Origin of the sequence: Streptomyces sp. Isolate_45 (assembly GCF_024721315.2) — a bacterium.
GTDB lineage: Bacteria > Actinomycetota > Actinomycetes > Streptomycetales > Streptomycetaceae > Streptomyces.
The window spans coordinates 1-15,870 of sequence record NZ_JANFAK020000174.1 but is presented as its reverse complement, the minus strand read 5'-3'; the positions used below and the strand labels follow the sequence as shown (position 1 = coordinate 15,870).

Below are 15,870 nucleotides of genomic sequence, written 5' to 3'. Positions count from 1 at the left end.
AGCCAGGCGGTCGCCGCCGGACCGGCCGGACAGACCGTCCAGTGCGACGGCGACGGCACCAGCGGCAACCGCGTGCAGGTCGTGTACGTGCACGCCCCGGGTCAGGACCGGTACGCCGAATACCTCGCCTCGTTCCGCAAGTGGGCCGCCGACGCCGACGTCATCTACTCGGCGAGCGCCAAGGAGACGGGCGGTGTCCGTCACATCCGCTACGTGACGGCTGCCGACTGCACGCCTTCGGTGCTCAGCATCGAGCTGCCGCAGTCCGCGCTCGCGGAGTTCAGCGCGACCAACAAGGCGCTCGCCGCCAAGGGGCTGGACCGCCGCGACCGCAAGTACATGATCTTCGCGGACGCCAAGATCTACTGCGGCATCGGCACCTTCAACGGTGACGAGCGCCCCGGCCAGAACAACCTGAGCAACTTCGGCCCCTCCTACGGGCGCACCGACTCGGGCTGTTGGGGCGGCCACACCGCCGCCCACGAACTGGGCCACAACCTGGGCGCGGTCAACAACAGCGCCCCGAACACCAGCCGCGGCGCGCACTGCACGGACGAGTGGGACGTCATGTGCTACTCGGACACTCCGTACTACCCCAAGATGCGCAACATCTGCACCAACCAGGCGGCCGAGAACATCCTGGACTGCAACCACGACGACTACTTCCACACCAGCCCCAAGGCGGGCAGCTACCTCGCCACCCACTGGAACATCGCCGACAACCAGTTCCTGATGCGCGCGGCCGGAGGCGGGGGCGGCGGCACGGACCCCGGTCCGAAGCCGACCCCGACGCCGACCGGCAAGCCCACCCCGACGCAGAAGCCGTCGCCGACCCCGACGCCGACCGGGAAGCCCACCGGCGGACCGGCCGTGACGGCGGGCCAGATCCAGCCGGACTCGGTGGTCCTGAGCTGGCCGAGGACCGAGGGCGCGGCCTGGTACCAGGTCATGCTGAACGGCAAGCACCTCACCTGGGTCCAGTCCACGTCGCTGCGCGTCTACAACCTCCGTCCGGGGACGGCGTACACGGCCGCCGTGTCGGTCCGTGACACCGCCGGTCGGGACAGCGGAGCCGGCAAGGCCGCCTCGTTCCGCACGGCGGACAAGAGCGGTGGCACCACCACCCCGGGCACCCGCTACGTGCTCGGCAACGGCAGCACCGGCATGGCCGCCGAGCTGTGGGGAGGACGGACCGGGGACGGCACCGTCCTCGTCGCCGGCCGCGACAACGGCTACGCGCAGCAGCAGTGGTACTTCGACGACGCCGGCGACGGACTGGTCCGCATCCGGTCCGCGGTCTCCGGCAAGTGCCTCCAGCCGGGCGGCGCGCCCGCCGCCGGCATGTGGGTCGCGCAGCAGCCCTGCGGGAGCGCCGGCGCTCAGCGCTGGAAGGTGTCCTCCCGCGACGGTGCGGTGACGGTCTCCGATCCGAGCGGCGGCTTCGCGCTCGCCGTGAGCAACCGCCCCTATTACGGGGACTGGCTGCTCGAACTCCAGCGCGCGGACGGCCGTCCGGCGCAGGTCTGGACGGCCCGCAAGGCCGCCTGACCACCTCCTGAACGGGCGGGCGGCCGTACTCCCCTGCGGCCGCCCGCCACCTCCCCCCATGCCTCACCTCCCCCACCACGTCCCCGCTCGCCCTCCCCCCACACGTTCCGCTCCCCTCCCGCTCTCCTCATCCCCTGGAGCACCGTGCCGATGCGACTGCGCGCCGCCGTTTCCCCGACCCTGGCCGGACTCGGCCTCGCCCTGCTGGTCCTCGTCCAGGGCGTGGCCCTCGCCGGACCCGCCCACGCCCACGGCGACACCTTGAAGGTGGTGGTCACGGGCCAACGCGACGGCCACGTCACCGCCGACGTCACCTGGGAGAACGACGGGGATCCGGTCGACGAACAGGTCGCCGCCACCGTGAACTCGGTCAGCGCCGACGGCACCCGTACCGAGGGGCCCTGGCGGCTGGTCCGCGATCCCGGCAGGCCGGCCGGCTGGACGACGGCCGAATCGCTCCCGCCCGGCACCTGGACCGTGAGCGTCGACACGGGCTTCCCCGGCCTCGGACACGGCACGGCGGAGGTCGGCGTACCGGTCGTGGACCCGGCACCCTTGGCCACGGCGCCCTCGACCACGGCGTCCACACCCGCGCAGGCCCCGGTGCCGGCCTCCGTGCCGGCCCCGGCGGTCGCCCGGTCCGCCGCGCCCGTCTCCCCCGGACCGTCCGCGCCCGCTCCCACGGCGGCGGAGTCCGACTCCGCCGGTGACGACACCGGCTGGTGGACCACCGTGGGCGTCGCGGGCATCGCGCTGGCCGGGGCGGCGGCCGGTGTCCTGCTGCGCCGCCGACGCCGCTCGCTCCGCTGACGGAGTGTCTCCGCCGCCGCCGCTCGCGGGCCTTGCATGGTGGTCCCGGCGGCGGCGCCGGCCCGGCGGCCGCCTCGACGCGACACGGCTGAGGACGGCGCATGAAGGCAACTGAGGTACTCGTGGACGGCTTCGGGCGGGTCCGCGAAGTGGTGCACGAGGTGGTCGAGGGGCTTTCCGCCGAGGAACTCAACGCCCGGCTCGACCCTGAGGCCAATTCGATCTCCTGGCTGGTGTGGCACCTGACCCGGGTTCAGGACGACCATCTGGCCGACGCCGCGGGCACCGACCAACTGTGGTCGGCCGGGGGTTGGGCCGAGCGGTTCGCACTCGACCTGCCCGCCGACGCGACCGGCTACGGGCACGGCCCGCGGGAGGTGGCGGCCGTCCGCGTGGACTCCGGCGAGTTGCTGCTCGGCTACCACGACGCCGTCCACGAGCGGACCCTGAGCCACTTGCGCGGTCTCGCCGCGGCCGATCTGGACCGGGTGGTCGACGACCGCTGGGACCCGCCGGTCACCCTGGCGGTCCGTCTGGTCAGCGTCCTGTCCGACGACCTCCAGCACGCGGGCCAGGCCGCCTTCGTCCGCGGAGCCCTCCAACGCCGCTGACCGGCCACCCCGATCGGGACTTCCGTAAAGCGGAATTCAACTTCCGCGAGGTGCCCGTTGCATCCCCGGACCGACCGATCCCAGCAGGAGGAAAGTCGACCGAGTCCCGCGTCGCCCTGATCACCGGCTCACCCTCGGGCATCGGCGCGTCCATCGCGCGCCGGGCCGGCCGCCGCTCCGGCGGAACCACGAACTCGACCTCAACCGCCGCCGGCGGTGGCCGCGCGGCGCACCGCCCGACGGGCCGCGAACGGGCCGGGGCCCGGGTGGTGACTACTCGATGACGAGCTCGACGGGGATGTTGCCGCGGGTGGCCTTGGAGTAGGGGCAGACCTCGTGCGCCTGCTTGACCAGCAGGGCGCCGGTCTCGCCCGCCAGGGCCTCGGGGAGCTCGATGCGCAGGGTGACGGCCAGCGCGAAGCCGCTGTCGTCCTGGCCGATGGAGGTCTCCGCCGTGACGGACACGTCGCCGGTGTCGACCTTCGCCTGGCGGCCGACCAGGCCGAGGGCGCTGGCGAAGCACGCGGCGTACCCGGCGGCGAACAGCTGCTCGGGGTTGGTTCCCTGCCCGTTGCCGCCGAGCGCCGGCGGCATGGCGAGCGCGAGGTCGATCTGTCCGTCGGAGCTGACGGCGCGGCCCTCACGGCCGTTGGCGGTGGCGACGGCGGTGTACAGCGCGTTCATCGGGAGGTCCTTTCACAGGGGCGGGGTCGGCGGCCGACCCTCGACCACCACTAGAGCACACAATTAAATTGTGCACAACTAAATCGCTCGCAAAGAGCCTCCGGTACACTGGACCTCATGACCGAGCAGCCCGCCGACACCCTCCGCGACCAGGACTTCCTCCGACTGGACGGGCAGATCTGCTTCGCGCTCAACGCCGCGAGTCGCGCCTTCGGCGGGCTCTACCGGGTGGTCCTGAAGGATCTGGGACTGACCTACCCGCAGTACTTGGTGATGCTGGTGCTCTGGGAGCACGGCACGATGCCGGTCAAGCAGCTCGGGCAACACCTGCGCCTCGACTCGGGAACGCTGTCACCCCTGCTCAAGCGACTGGAGGCGGCCGGCCTGATCCGGCGCGAGCGCAGCGCCGCGGACGAACGGTCCGTGCACGCGATCCTCACGGAGGAGGGCGCCGCGCTGCGCGAGCGGGCGGTGGAGGTGCCCCGCCGGATCGCGGCGGCCACCGGGTTCGAGCTCGCCGAGATCCGCGACCTCCAGACGCGCCTGGGCCGACTGACGGCCGCACTCGACGCCGCGGCGCCGCAGGACTGACGCCGCGCGGGCCCATCAGACTCCGGAGTCGCGCTCCATGGTGGGCCGCAGCCGCTCCAGCAGGGCGTAGAGGGTCGCGCTCTCCTGCGCGTCGAGCTCGTCGAGGGCGCCGTGGGTGGCCTGCATCTCCTCGCGGACCCGGCGGATGACATCACGGCCGGCGTCGGTCGCGGCGACGTTCTTCACGCGCCGGTCGGCCGGGGACGGCTCGCGCCGCACCAGGTCGCGGGCTTCCAGCCGGTCGACGATCCCGGTGACGTTCGAGGCGTCGCAGACCAGCAGGGCGGCGAGCCCGCGCATGGGGACGGGCCCCTCCAACTGGGCCAGGACCTTGGCCTGCGTGGAGGTGAGGCCGTGACGCGCGGCCGCGGCCGCGAAGTCCCGCCATTGGGCGGTTCCGATCGCGGCGAGCAGTTCCAGGAGCTGGAGCTTGGTGGGCCGGGGCGTGGCGGTGGCGCTCATACCTCCGGAGCCTACTCAGGATCGTTGACATTATCAATTGTTTACTTGACCTCCTTAACTATCGACGTCTACCTTCGACGAAGTACTTGATGACATCAAACATCTTCGTCCTGAAGTAGGTCCTCCCCCTCATGAGCTCCGCCGCATCCGCCCCCGCCGAAGCGAGGAACAGGAACGAGACGGTCATCGTCTTCGCCCTGAGCCTGGCCGCCATGGTCGTGTCGATGATGCAGACCCTGCCCGTCCCGATCCTGGGCCTGATCCGCAACGACCTCGGCACCTCGACCGCCAACGTCAGCTGGGTGACCACCGCCACCCTGCTCTCCGCCGCCGTCTTCACCCCGCTGCTCGGACGCTTCGGCGACCAGCACGGCAAGAAGCCCACCCTGGTGGCCGTCCTCGGCGTCATGGTCGCGGGTTCCGTCGTGGCCGCCCTCGCGACCTCGCTGCCCCTCCTGATCCTGGGACGCGTCCTCCAGGGAGCCGCCACCGCGATCTTCCCGCTGGCCCTGTCGGTGCTCCGGGAAGAGGTCCGCCCGCAGAAGCTGCCGGGCGCCATGGCGCTGGTCAGCGGCACCCTCGCGTTCGGCAGCGGGCTGGCCCTCGTCGCCACCGGCCTGCTGACCTCGGGCGCCGACGCGGACTACCGCAACGCCTTCTGGATGGCCACCGGGTTCGCGACGCTGGCCCTGCTCGCCGTCGTCGTCCTGGTCCCCGCCACCCGCCACAAGACCGGCGGCCGCACCGACTTCCTGGGCGCGCTGACCCTGGGCATCGCCCTGCTGCTGCTCCTGCTGCCCATCTCCCAGGGCCACGAGTGGGGCTGGGCCTCGGGCCGGACGCTGGGCAGCTTCGCCGGCGCCGCGGTGATGACGGCCGTATGGGTGCTGACCGAACTCAAGGTGCGCGAACCCCTCGTGGACATGCGGATGTTCGTCCACCGACCGGTGCTCATGGCCAACCTCGCCGGCATCCTCGTCGGCTTCGGGATGTTCGCGAACTTCCTGGGCGTCTCCTACCTCGTGCAGATGCCGAAGGCGCTCACCGGCTACGGATTCGACGCGTCCATCCTGCGCGCCTCGGTCCAGTTCCTGCTGCCCGGCGCGATCGTCTCGCTGCTGGCCTCCCCCATCGGCGGGCAGCTGGTGCGCCACCGCGGGCCGCGGGCCGCGCTCGGCCTGGCGGCCGCCCTCGGCGCCGTCGGCTTCGGCTGGCTCGCCCTGGACCACGGCCACAGCGCCTCGGTGATCGGCGCCGGTCTCGTCGTCGGCGCGGCCGTCAGCTTCGGATACGCGGCGATGCCCGCCGTCATCATGGCGAACGTCCCGCACCACCAGAGCGGCATCGCCAACGGCATCAACTCGATCTCCCGCTCCACCGGCAGCGCGATCGGCAGCGCCATCGTCACCACGATCCTGGCCTCGCGCACGATCGAGCACCTCCCGCCGGGCGTGCCCGCCCTGCCCGCGGAGTCCGGGTTCACGCTCACCTTCGGGATCGGAGCCGTCGCGTTCGCGCTGGTCGCGCTGATCAGTTGGCTCGGCCTGCGCGGCGGGCAGGGCCCGCGCGTGAGCGCCTCCTCCGCCGCGGCCCCCGCCCCCGTCAAGGCGGTCCGGCCGGCCGAGGCCGTCTGAGCCCGCACGCCCCCGTGAGGACGCCGCCCCCGGTCACCGGACCGGGGGCGGCGTCCTCCCGTCACCGCGCTTCCTTGAACTCCACCGGTCCCAGGTCCATCCGGAACGCCCCGTCGGCGTAGAGCATCGGACGGTTCTCGACGTTGGCCCCGCTGTACGTCTCCACCTGGCTGATCGTCACGCCGTCCGGGCGGGTGAAGTCGACGAGGGCGATCGCCGCCCAGTAGGCGTTCTCCTGGTCCGAGAACAACGGGACCACCACCGTCGAGCCCCGCCCGTCGGTCACCACGGCCTTGGCGCCGAAGCTCTTGAAGCTGCCGGGGCCGTTGTCCAGCGCGCTGTACGCGCAGATCAGCACGTATCCGTGGGTGTCCGGCCGGTGGATGCGGATCACCTCGCGGCCCGGCTCCCCGGCGTCCCCGTCGAGCGCCAGATGGGGCCTGGCCTCCAACGAACCCTCGTTGTTCCAGTACACCGCCCCGTTCGCGGGCGTCTTCCCCGACTCCCGGTCCGCCGTGCTCCGTTCCTTCTCCGTGAGCTCCCGACGGACCCCGCCGGCGGGCACGAACAAGGCGTACAGGTCGAGGTCGGCGAGGCCCTCCTCGCGGTCGGCGCCGTCCCACTCCAGGGAGGCGGTCACCACGACCTCCCGGTCGCTCTTGTCGAGGGCGATGGTGGCCGTACCGTTCTTGACCAGCTCGATCCTGCCCAGCGCCGACGCGGGCACGGGCTCGGGGGCGGACGCCGGGACGGGCGCGGCCCGCTCGGCCACCACCGCCCGCGGCGCGGGCGCCCCCGCCCCGGCCGCCCCCTCCACCGCGACACCGAAATCCGCGGCCAGACCGGCGAGGCCGTTCGCGTAACCCTGTCCCACCGCCCGGACCTTCCAGCCGTCATCCCGCCGGTACAGCTCGACGAGCAGCAGCACCGTCTCGCCGTCCGTCAGCGGCGGCGGGACGAAGACCAGGTCCTGCGTCCCGTGGTTGACCGACACGCTCGGGGTCGATTCCGCGTCGAAGGCGGCCTCCGGCCCGGCCGCGTCGACGCTCGCCACGCAGACCACCGTCTCGATGTCCGACGGGACCGCGTCCAGGTCCGCCTCCACGACCTGCCCCGCGACCCGTACGCCGTCCTGCTCCGGGTGGTTGAAGAAGACCAGGTCGCCGTCGTCGCGCACCTTGCCCTCTCCCGTGAGCAGCAGTGCGCAGACGTCCACCGACGCCGGCGAACTCACGGTCACGGTGACCCGTGTGCCGGGCAGTTCGCCGTTTCCGCCCTTGTCGAGTCCCACAGCTGTCCGTGTCACTGTCCCCCCCCGTTCTGTGCGATTGACGCTTCAACCGCCCTCATTGTCCACTCCTGTCGCGCGGCCGTCCCCGAACCCGCGACGGACGCTGTCAGTGGGCCTCGCTAGTCTCCCCGCATACCGCAGCTCAGAGGCGTCGGCGCCGTCATGAGGGCTGCGCGGAAACGGATACGGACAGGCGGAGGGGCACGTTCTGATGGCTTGGCTGGCAGTGGACGAGGGGTACGAGGTCGCCCTCGTGGAAGGGCGGGTCACCGCGCGGCGGCCCGCGGGGCGGCAGTTGAAGGCGCTCCCGAAGGCGCTGCGCGATCACCCCGAGGTGGACCGGCTGCGGCGGCTGGCCGAGTGGCTCGACCGGCACGAGGCGTCCTGCGCCGCGCAGGTGGACGCGTGGATGGTGTCCTCGCTCCCCGTGCCGACCCCGCTGCTGGCCCGGGTGTGGCCCGACGAGGCCTGGCAGGCGGCACTGCGCGACCTGGCGATCGTCGGGGACGATCCGGACGAGGTCGGCTTCCTGCGCGACGCGACCGCCGAGGGCGAGCTGAAGGTGGTCAACCTCGACGGCGAGACCGTACGCCTCTCACCGCGCACGGTGACCCTGCCGCACCCGGTGCTGCTGCCCGACCTGGACGACGTAAGGGACTTCGCGGCCGAGCTGGGCATCACGCAGAAGGTCGAGCAGATCCACCGGCCGACCTGGGTCAGGCCCGAGGGGCTGACCGCGACGGAGACCGAGGTGCGGGACTACGCGGGCGGCGTGTTCCCCTCCCGGTTCAGCCTCGCCGCCCGGGCCACCGCCCTGGGCTACCGGGTCTCGGGCGGCTACTCCACCTGCGGGGTGCGCGACACCGGACGGGCCGTGGAGGCCGCCGTGTGGATCGGCGAACCGTACTGGGACAGCGAGTCGGCCACCGGGTCGCTGAACTGGCACGACGAGGAGGGCCGGTCGGTACGGCTCGACGAGGTCGGGCCGGTGGCCTGGTCCGAGGGCATGAGGATGGCCGCGGCGCTGTACGCCGGGCGCAGGATCGAAGAGGGCGGGGACGCGTGAACACCACCACCGACAGCACCGGGGCCGCCGAGCTCCTCCGGGCGGGCGCCGTGTTGCCCGTCGACGCCATCGACGCGGGACCCTCCGCCGTGCCGCTGACCGCGCGGGCCTACCGTCACCCGGCGCTGGGTGACGAGCGCGTCGTCGTGCGGCTCGCCGCCGCCGAGCTGGGCGCCGCGGAGGACCTCGCCGCCGGCTTCCTGGGACTCGTACCGCAGGACGTGGAGCCGCCCGTCGTGGGCCTGGGCCGCCGGCAGGCGCTCGGTTTCCCCGAGTGGGTCCTCGTGCACCACCCCGAGGACGGGCACCACGCGCTGGCCGTCGTCCCCGAACTGGACCGGATGGCCCGGCAGGCGAAGGCGAAGCCCAAGGCCGCGCTGGACGCCTGCCACGAACTGGCCGGCCGGCTCGCCGCCGCCGTCCCGCACTTCCTGCCCGTCTTCCACGAACAGGCCGCCCGGCTGTTCCTCGCCGTCGAGAACACCACCTACGCCGCCCAGTTGTTCGGCCGGGCCCGGACGAGCGAGAGCCAGTACGGGCTGAGCGTCGACGAGGACCGGCTGGACGCCGTGTTCCTCGAATTCGCGCTGGCCGGAGCGCTCCCCGTGAAGGTGCTCACCGCCTACGCGAAGGAACTGGCGCTGCGGGTCTCCCCCGCCGAGGCCCTCGACCGTTTCCGCCGGCTGTGCGTACGCCGCACCGCGGGCGGGCTCCCGCCGTCCGCGCAGGCGGCGGTGGAGCTGCGACGGCTGGCCCGCGCCGCCGGACTGACGGGTGGCGAGGCCGAGCAGGACTACCTGGCGGAACTGCTGCCGCTGCCCGCGACGATGCGCGCCGCGACCGGCTGGTGGAAGTCCCACCGCGCCGCCCTCGTCGCGCTGGCCCGGCGCGTGCCGTCCGTACGGGGCACCCTGCTGGGACTGGCCCCGACCGGCGGCGGCGACGCCGGTGAACTCGCCGCGATGTGGCTGGAGGTGCTGGAGGAGTCGGGCGCCACCGCCGGACTCACCGACGCCGCCCTGCCCGCGGGGGAACGCTGCGCCGACGGCGCCGCCGGCTGGCTGGAGCGCTTCCACACCGCCCGGTACAGCGGCTGGGGCACCCCGCCCGCCCTGCCGTCGCTGCTGTCGCTGGTGACCCGCTGCGCCGACCGACTGCGTACCGAGCTCTCCTCCCCCGATCGGGAGGAAGGCCTGCGGATCGGGCTCCAGGACGTGGACCTCCTGGACCTGCTGCTCTCGCTGGACGTGCCCGTCGCCGTCCCCGCCCTCGACGACAACACCGGGCGCCGCGGCCGCGGCGGCCCCCTCGGCCTGGAGCAGTGGGCCAACACACCCGGGCGCCGCGACCTGCGCGCCCTGTGCGCCGACGAACGGCTGCGCCCGTTCCTGCTGCGCGGCCTCGACGACCTCAACCGCCACATGTCCAACGGGCGCACGGTCGTGCGGCTCCTCGCGACGACCGAGGGCAGCAGGTCGCTGGTCGCCGAGTGGGTCCGCGGGGTCGCCGACGCGTCCCGCGCCGCGGCGCTGCCGGAGCTGCCCGCGGCCATCCGGTCGCTGACCTGGCTGCCCGCCGAGGCCCTGGCCCTGGCCCCGGAGGAGGTGGGCCGCGCGGCCGCCGCCGACCTGGGCGAGATCCTCGCCCGGACGCTGCGCGGCGGTCTGTTCGACGAACTGGGTTGGCCCGCCTGGGAGGAGGCCGTCACCGAGCTCACGCCCGGCAACAACCGCCACCACCGCCGCGTCGTGATGGACGCCTGGCCCCACCTCATCGTCGCCAACGCCGCCCAGGTCAGGGTCATCGACGCCGACTCAACCGTGCTCACGCACGACCTGCGGGTCCCCACCGGGAACAACCACGTCACCGGTTTCCACTACGTCGACGGGGACCTGCTGGTCTTCTGGGCCTCCTACGACGGCCCCGTCCAGGGCTACTGGCTGAGCGAACCCGGGGACGTCCTGACCCTGGACTCCAAGGGCGACTACTGGAACCCGCGCAGCGGGCACGTCTCCATGCAACTGCCCGCCGGCGGTCGCGCCACCGGCGCGCACGTCCTGCACCCCGGCGACACCCGACTGCCCGAGGAACGGGAGGTCATCTCCGACGGCACCTCCTACTGGGTGTGGGAACACGCCCAGCACCCGGCCGAGCCCGGCTGGGCCGAGTACGACCCCGCCACCGGCCTGACCGGCAGGCGCTCCGCACCCGGCTTCCTCGCCGACGCGCTGAGCGGCCACCCCCGGGGCAGCAGCCTGCCCGACTCCGTCGGCCAGAACTGGCTGCGGCCGGTACCCACCGTCGAGGGCTCCGTGCTCGGCACCCCCGTCGACGGACTGCTGGGCTGGCGCGCCGTACGCATCCCCGAACTGGGCTGGCACGGCTCCGACAACGCCGGACGATCCGTCACGGTCCCCGTCGGCAACCGCATCCCGCGCCACGCCCTGGAGCTCCCGGGCGACGGGCGCCCGCGCGCCGCGGCCACCGACTGGCAGACGCTGTCCCTCATCGACCCGGAGGGCGTGGTCACCGCCTCGGTGAGCGCCGACCACCGCACCCGTACCTTCTCCACCGGACGCGCGGAACTCCCCCCGCTCCCCTACTGGTACTGCCTGCGCGCCCGGGACCCCGAGGGCTCGGCCGTGCTGCGCGCGATGGACCGGGACACCGCGGCGACGCTCCTGAAGGCCGCCGCCGAGGTCACGAAGTCCGACGAGGTGCCGGCGCTGGTCGCCGCGGCCCTGCCGCGGATCACCGATCCCGTGCTGATCGGCGGCGTCGTCGACCAGGTGCGGACCGCGCTCGCCCAGCGCAGGGCCCTGGACCTGGTGGCGCGGTCCCTCGCGCCGGCCGAGCCCCGGCAGCCCCGGCAGCCGGTGGAACGCGGCCCCGCCGACCTCCTCCTCGACGACGGGCTCGACGGGCTCGTCGGCTCCGGCCACTACCGCTACAGCGAGGAGTCCGACACGGTCTTCCAGCTCCTGCGGAAACTCGCGGCCGCCACCGCCGACACCGGGGCCGAGGCCGTACCCGGGCGCCTGCACGTCGACGAGCCCGCCGTCCCCCACTCCGCGCTCCCGTGGACCGGCCCCTTCCTGGAACGACCCGCCGCGGTCGCCTACCGGTCCGTGGTCACCGGCACCACCGACGCGCAGCGCACCGCCCTGTGCGCGCTGCTCGCCGAGGTCGACGCCCTGGGCCTCGGCTCGACCGAGCAGTCCGCGGCCCGGTGGCGCCGGGTGCGCGTACGGATCGACCGGGGCCGGCTCAACGGCTCGGACGGCCGTGAGCGCGGCCGCGGCCACCGCCACCGCAGCGTCCTGCCGCTCGGCGGCGGGGCCGCGCTCGGCATGGCCGAGCCCATCGACGGCAAGCCCGGGCATCGCGAGTTCGCCGCGCTCCTGCACGACCCGACGGGCACGTTCACCCTGCCCGCGCCCTACCAGGGCTTCGGCGACCCCACCACCGTGGGTGACCCGGAGCGCGGCGCCGGCTGGCTGGCCGCGTTCCTGCGGGAGGCCGGCGCCCGCGGCGCGGCCCCCTGGTTCCCCGAGGCCGCCGAGGAGTTCGCCCGGCTGACCGGGGTCACCTCCACGACGGCCCGGCTGGTGCTGGCGGGCCTGCCGCACCTCGACACGCACGACCGGGGTTTCCTGCCCGCCGAGCTGCGGACGGCCCTCGGGATCAAGGCCACCGCCGCCGGGCACGCCCGCGACGACCTGAAGGAACTCGGCTTCGACGTACGCCGGGAGCTGGTCGCCGCGCTGCTGCCCGCCGACCCGGCGCGGCTGTGGACCGACGGCCCGGACGCGGCCGCCGCCGCGCGGGTCTGGAACCGGCGCGTGGGGCGTCGTACGCCGATGCCCGACTGGCTGCCCACCGAGGCCGGCAAGGACGTGCGCAGCGGTTGGGCGCTGCACCGGGCGCTGCCGGCGCTGCTGGACCCGGCGGCCTCCCCGGTGTTGTCCACCGATGTCGCGTGGACCGTCAAGCACGACCACGTGGCGCCCGTGGCGCCCTCCGACGCCGTGTTCGACGCCGCCGTGCTGAAGGGGGCGATCACGCTCACGGCGTGGTTGGCGCACCGCCTGCCCGCCGGCGAACCCCTGCGGGCCTGCCTGCCGCCCGCGCTCACCGCCGTGCGGCAGCGGCTGGCCGCGCCCGAACTGCTGCTGGGCATCGGCCACTACATCCGGTCGGCCGACTTCCGGAAGGCGGCGGGCACGCCGACGGAGACCGCGCAGGGGTACGAGCGGTACGGCGCGGTGGTGCTGTCCACGGCCGACGCGACGCCCCTGCCCGCGCTGCGCACGGCGCTGCTGGACTCGACCGGCTCCGACCCGTACCTGCCGCTGCTCCGCGGCCCCGAGCAACTGCCCTCCTCCGTCGAGACCGCCCTGCGGCTGGCGCACGACCCGCGTTTCGCCGCGCTGCTGGCCGACCCGGGGGCGCCCGCGGCCGGGGCCCCCGACAAGGACGGCACCTGGTGGCCGCAGGACCCGAGCCGGTCCGTTCCCGAGCTGGTGGCCGAGGTGGCGGAGACGTACGGGCTGGGCGCGGACGCCGCGGCCCTGTACTTGGCGCTGCTCGCGATGCCCGACCCGACGGACCGCAACACGGCCCGCTGGACGGGCTGGAAGCCCGCCCGTCTCAAGGCGGCCCGTGCCGAACTGGCCGCCGGCGACCTGGTCGTGACGGCCGGCCGCAGCCGGGCGGGCCGCACCCTGTTCCTGCCCGGCGGCTGGTCCGACCTCGACTCCCCGGTGCTGCCGGTGGAGACGTGGAAGCTGCCCATGTACGCGGCGGCGCCGAGCGGCCGTCCGACGCTGGGCCTGCTGGCGCCGACCGAACCGGCCGCCGACCTGTACCGGCGGGCGTGGGCGCGGATCCGCGAGGGCGACGTACCGCGCTTCGAGGAACTGAAGGTCAAGCGCACGGCGACCCGCCGCCGACGCTGACCCGACGGCCCGGACGGGGGCGCGCCACGGCGCGCGCCCCCGTGGTCACCCTCGCTCGCCCCGGCCGTCCCCTTGGCCCCGCCCTTCCCATCGCCTTTCTCGACTCCCAGAACACAGAGGACCCGATGACCGTCACCGATCAGCCCGCACCCTCCCGGCAGGTCATGCCGGCCGAGGAGCGGTACGCCGCCGAACTGGCCTTCCTCGCCGCGCACGACACCGGGCCCCGGCCGCCGGGCTGGGCGCTGACCCCGCGCGCCGTCGTGACGTTCGTGTGCGGCAGCGAGGGCGCCGATCTCGCCCTGCCCAAGCGCCGGGCCGGGCTGCCGTCGAAGCTGGTGATCACGACGAAGTTCGTCGGCGAGCGCGCCCTGGTGGAGCGGTGCGTGGTCACCCTGGCCGGCGAGCGCGGCCTCCTCCTCACCGGCGAGCCGGGCACCGCCAAGTCCATGCTGTCCGAGCTGCTGTCGGCCGCGGTGTGCGGCACCAGCGCCCTCACCGTGCAGGGCACGGCGGGCACCACCGAGGACGCCTTCCGGTACGGCTGGAACTACGCCCTGCTCCTCGCCCAGGGCCCGACCGCCCAGGCCCTGGTCGACTCCCCCGTGCTGTCGGCGATGCGCACCGGACGCGTCGTCCGGGTCGAGGAGATCACCCGCTGCCTGCCCGAGGTGCAGGACGCCCTCGTGTCGATCCTGTCCGACCGGCGGGTCAGCGTCCCCGAACTGACGTCCACCGAGGACGCGTTGGTATCCGCGGCCCCCGGTTTCACGGTCATCGCGACGGCCAACCTGCGGGACCGGGGCGTCTCCGAGATGTCCGCCGCCCTCAAGCGGCGCTTCAACTTCGAGACGGTCGAGCCGATCGCGGACGCCGACGCGGAGGCCACGCTGATCCGGCGCCAGGCCGTCGCCGCCGTCCAGCGGGCCGGGGCGGCCTTCGGGGTGGACGACTCGGTGCTCGACGCGCTCGTCACCGTGTTCCGTGACCTGCGCTCGGGCCGTTCCGCCGAGGGCTGGGACGTGGAGCGGCCCGGCACCGTCATGTCCACCGCCGAGGCCGTCCAGGTGGCGGCGTCGCTGGGGGTGGCCGCCGCGTACCTGCCGGGCGGTGACGCGCTGGACCTGCTGCCGGGGCACCTGCTGGGCGTCGTGCGCAAGGACGACCCGGCCGACCACGGGCGGCTGCTGGGCTACTGGGACGGCCCGGTCCGGCGCCGCGCCGAGGACGGCTCGGCGATGTGGCGGCGCCTCTGGGACCTGCGCGGGAGCCTGCGTTGACGGTCACCGACCTGACGACGGCCGGCCCGACGGCCGAACCGCGGACCGCCGTGGCCGCCCTCGCGGCCTCGCGCGAGCCCTACCTGCTCGGCGTACGCCACCACAGCCCCGCCCTGGCGGCGGTGGTGCCGGCGCTGCTGGAGGCGGCGGGGGCCGAGGTGCTGTGCGTGGAACTGCCCGCCGACTTCCAGCCCTGGCTGGAGCACCTCGCGGATCCGGAGACGGTGGCACCGGTCGCCCTGGCCGGCCTGGGGCGCGAAGGCCGGCTCGCCTTCTACCCGTTCGCGGACTTCTCCCCCGAGCTCGCGGCGATCCGCTGGGCCCGGGGCCGGGGCGTGGAGGTCGTCTGCTGCGACCTGCCGCTGACCGACCCCGGCTGGTCCGACGCGGCCCCGGGGCCGGGAGCGGAGCACGGCGAGGCGCAGGAGACCGGAGCCGGGCCCGACGGGACGGCGGCGACCGGGACCGGACGCGCCCGAGCCGCGGCGCGGGCAAGCGGATCGGCCGGGACGGCGGCGGCGGAAGCCGATCGCGCCGGATCGACGGCGGGCCCGGAGTCCACGGATGGCGGACGGCGGCCCGTGACCGGGGACGGTCACCCGGCGCCCGCCGGGCGCGCCTTCGCGGACGCCCTCGTCGCCTCGGGCACCGGGCGGGAGGGCGAGGACCTCTGGGACCGGGCCGTCGAGGTACTGGCCCCCGGGTGTGCCCCCGAGGCCGTCCGCCGCGCCGCACTCGGCGTCGGCTGGGCGCTGCGGGCCGACGCGGGAACGGTGCCCGCGACGGACCTGGCCCGCGAGGCCCACATGCGGCGGGTGATCGCCGCGGCGGGAGCCGGCGGACGCCGGGTGGCCGCCCTGATCGGCGCCTTCCACGCCCCCGCGCTGCTCCCGGCGGAACCGGGCACCTCGGTGCCCGCACCCCGACCGGGCGCG

12 protein-coding genes are annotated in these 15,870 nt (G+C 74.4%); 9 read left to right on the top strand and 3 right to left on the bottom strand.

Annotation, left to right across the window (positions count from 1 at the left end):
- From NOD94_RS34575 to NOD94_RS34565, 3 genes are all read left to right on the top strand, one after another.
- On the top strand, positions 1 to 1,548 hold a 1,548-nt coding region (locus NOD94_RS34575), incomplete at its 5' end, for an RICIN domain-containing protein (RefSeq protein ID WP_281210167.1).
- A gap of 150 nt (positions 1,549 to 1,698) precedes the next feature.
- Positions 1,699 to 2,358, top strand: coding sequence for an LPXTG cell wall anchor domain-containing protein (locus tag NOD94_RS34570; protein WP_281210166.1), 660 nt, complete (start codon positions 1,699 to 1,701; stop codon positions 2,356 to 2,358).
- 101 nt (positions 2,359 to 2,459) lie between these two features.
- Positions 2,460 to 2,969: a DinB family protein gene (locus NOD94_RS34565; protein WP_281210165.1), complete on the top strand. Its 510-nt coding sequence runs from the start codon at positions 2,460 to 2,462 to the stop codon at positions 2,967 to 2,969.
- 273 nt (positions 2,970 to 3,242) lie between these two features.
- On the opposite strand, the gene NOD94_RS34560 is transcribed toward NOD94_RS34565, so the two are convergent.
- Positions 3,243 to 3,653, bottom strand: a complete 411-nt coding sequence (locus NOD94_RS34560) for an organic hydroperoxide resistance protein (protein WP_281210164.1) — start codon at positions 3,651 to 3,653, stop codon at positions 3,243 to 3,245.
- Between the two features lie 117 nt (positions 3,654 to 3,770).
- Between NOD94_RS34560 and NOD94_RS34555 the strand changes: the two genes are divergently transcribed.
- On the top strand, positions 3,771 to 4,244 hold the full coding sequence (locus NOD94_RS34555) for a MarR family transcriptional regulator (protein ID WP_281210162.1): 474 nt from the start codon (positions 3,771 to 3,773) through the stop codon (positions 4,242 to 4,244).
- Between the two features lie 15 nt (positions 4,245 to 4,259).
- Here NOD94_RS34555 and NOD94_RS34550 read toward each other — a convergent pair whose 3' ends face one another.
- Complete coding sequence (locus NOD94_RS34550; protein ID WP_281210161.1) at positions 4,260 to 4,706, bottom strand: MarR family transcriptional regulator; 447 nt, start codon at positions 4,704 to 4,706, stop codon at positions 4,260 to 4,262.
- Positions 4,707 to 4,837: 131 nt separating this feature from the next.
- Between NOD94_RS34550 and NOD94_RS34545 the strand changes: the two genes are divergently transcribed.
- Positions 4,838 to 6,340 (top strand): MFS transporter, encoded by a 1,503-nt coding sequence (locus tag NOD94_RS34545; RefSeq protein ID WP_281210160.1) that lies wholly within the window; start codon positions 4,838 to 4,840, stop codon positions 6,338 to 6,340.
- A 61-nt stretch (positions 6,341 to 6,401) separates the two neighbouring features.
- On the opposite strand, the gene NOD94_RS34540 is transcribed toward NOD94_RS34545, so the two are convergent.
- The gene (locus tag NOD94_RS34540; protein ID WP_281210159.1) at positions 6,402 to 7,631 is read right to left on the bottom strand and encodes a TerD family protein; all 1,230 of its coding nucleotides are present in this window, start codon (positions 7,629 to 7,631) and stop codon (positions 6,402 to 6,404) included.
- Between the two features lie 211 nt (positions 7,632 to 7,842).
- Between NOD94_RS34540 and NOD94_RS34535 the strand changes: the two genes are divergently transcribed.
- The 4 genes from NOD94_RS34535 to NOD94_RS34520 all read left to right on the top strand — a co-directional run.
- A complete protein-coding gene (locus tag NOD94_RS34535; protein ID WP_281210158.1) occupies positions 7,843 to 8,697 on the top strand; it encodes a DUF4132 domain-containing protein in 855 nt (284 codons plus the stop codon).
- A complete protein-coding gene (locus NOD94_RS34530) occupies positions 8,694 to 13,655 on the top strand; it encodes a DNA-binding protein (RefSeq protein WP_281210157.1) in 4,962 nt (1,653 codons plus the stop codon). Before NOD94_RS34535 ends, NOD94_RS34530 begins: the two co-directional genes overlap by 4 nt.
- 125 nt (positions 13,656 to 13,780) lie before the next feature.
- Entirely contained in the window at positions 13,781 to 14,935 is a 1,155-nt protein-coding gene (locus NOD94_RS34525) for an AAA family ATPase (protein WP_281210156.1), read from the top strand.
- A partial coding sequence (locus NOD94_RS34520; RefSeq protein WP_281210155.1) for a DUF5682 family protein occupies positions 14,932 to 15,870 on the top strand: 939 nt, incomplete at its 3' end. The genes NOD94_RS34525 and NOD94_RS34520, both read left to right, overlap by 4 nt.

Coding starts and splice junctions, on each gene's coding strand:
- NOD94_RS34555 (WP_281210162.1), top strand. CDS start 3,771: ATGACCGAGCAGCCCGCCGACACCCTCCGCGACCAGGACTTCCTCCGA.
- NOD94_RS34560 (WP_281210164.1), bottom strand. CDS start 3,653: ATGAACGCGCTGTACACCGCCGTCGCCACCGCCAACGGCCGTGAGGGC.
- NOD94_RS34545 (WP_281210160.1), top strand. CDS start 4,838: ATGAGCTCCGCCGCATCCGCCCCCGCCGAAGCGAGGAACAGGAACGAG.
- NOD94_RS34570 (WP_281210166.1), top strand. CDS start 1,699: ATGCGACTGCGCGCCGCCGTTTCCCCGACCCTGGCCGGACTCGGCCTC.
- NOD94_RS34525 (WP_281210156.1), top strand. CDS start 13,781: ATGACCGTCACCGATCAGCCCGCACCCTCCCGGCAGGTCATGCCGGCC.
- NOD94_RS34550 (WP_281210161.1), bottom strand. CDS start 4,706: ATGAGCGCCACCGCCACGCCCCGGCCCACCAAGCTCCAGCTCCTGGAA.
- NOD94_RS34565 (WP_281210165.1), top strand. CDS start 2,460: ATGAAGGCAACTGAGGTACTCGTGGACGGCTTCGGGCGGGTCCGCGAA.
- NOD94_RS34535 (WP_281210158.1), top strand. CDS start 7,843: ATGGCTTGGCTGGCAGTGGACGAGGGGTACGAGGTCGCCCTCGTGGAA.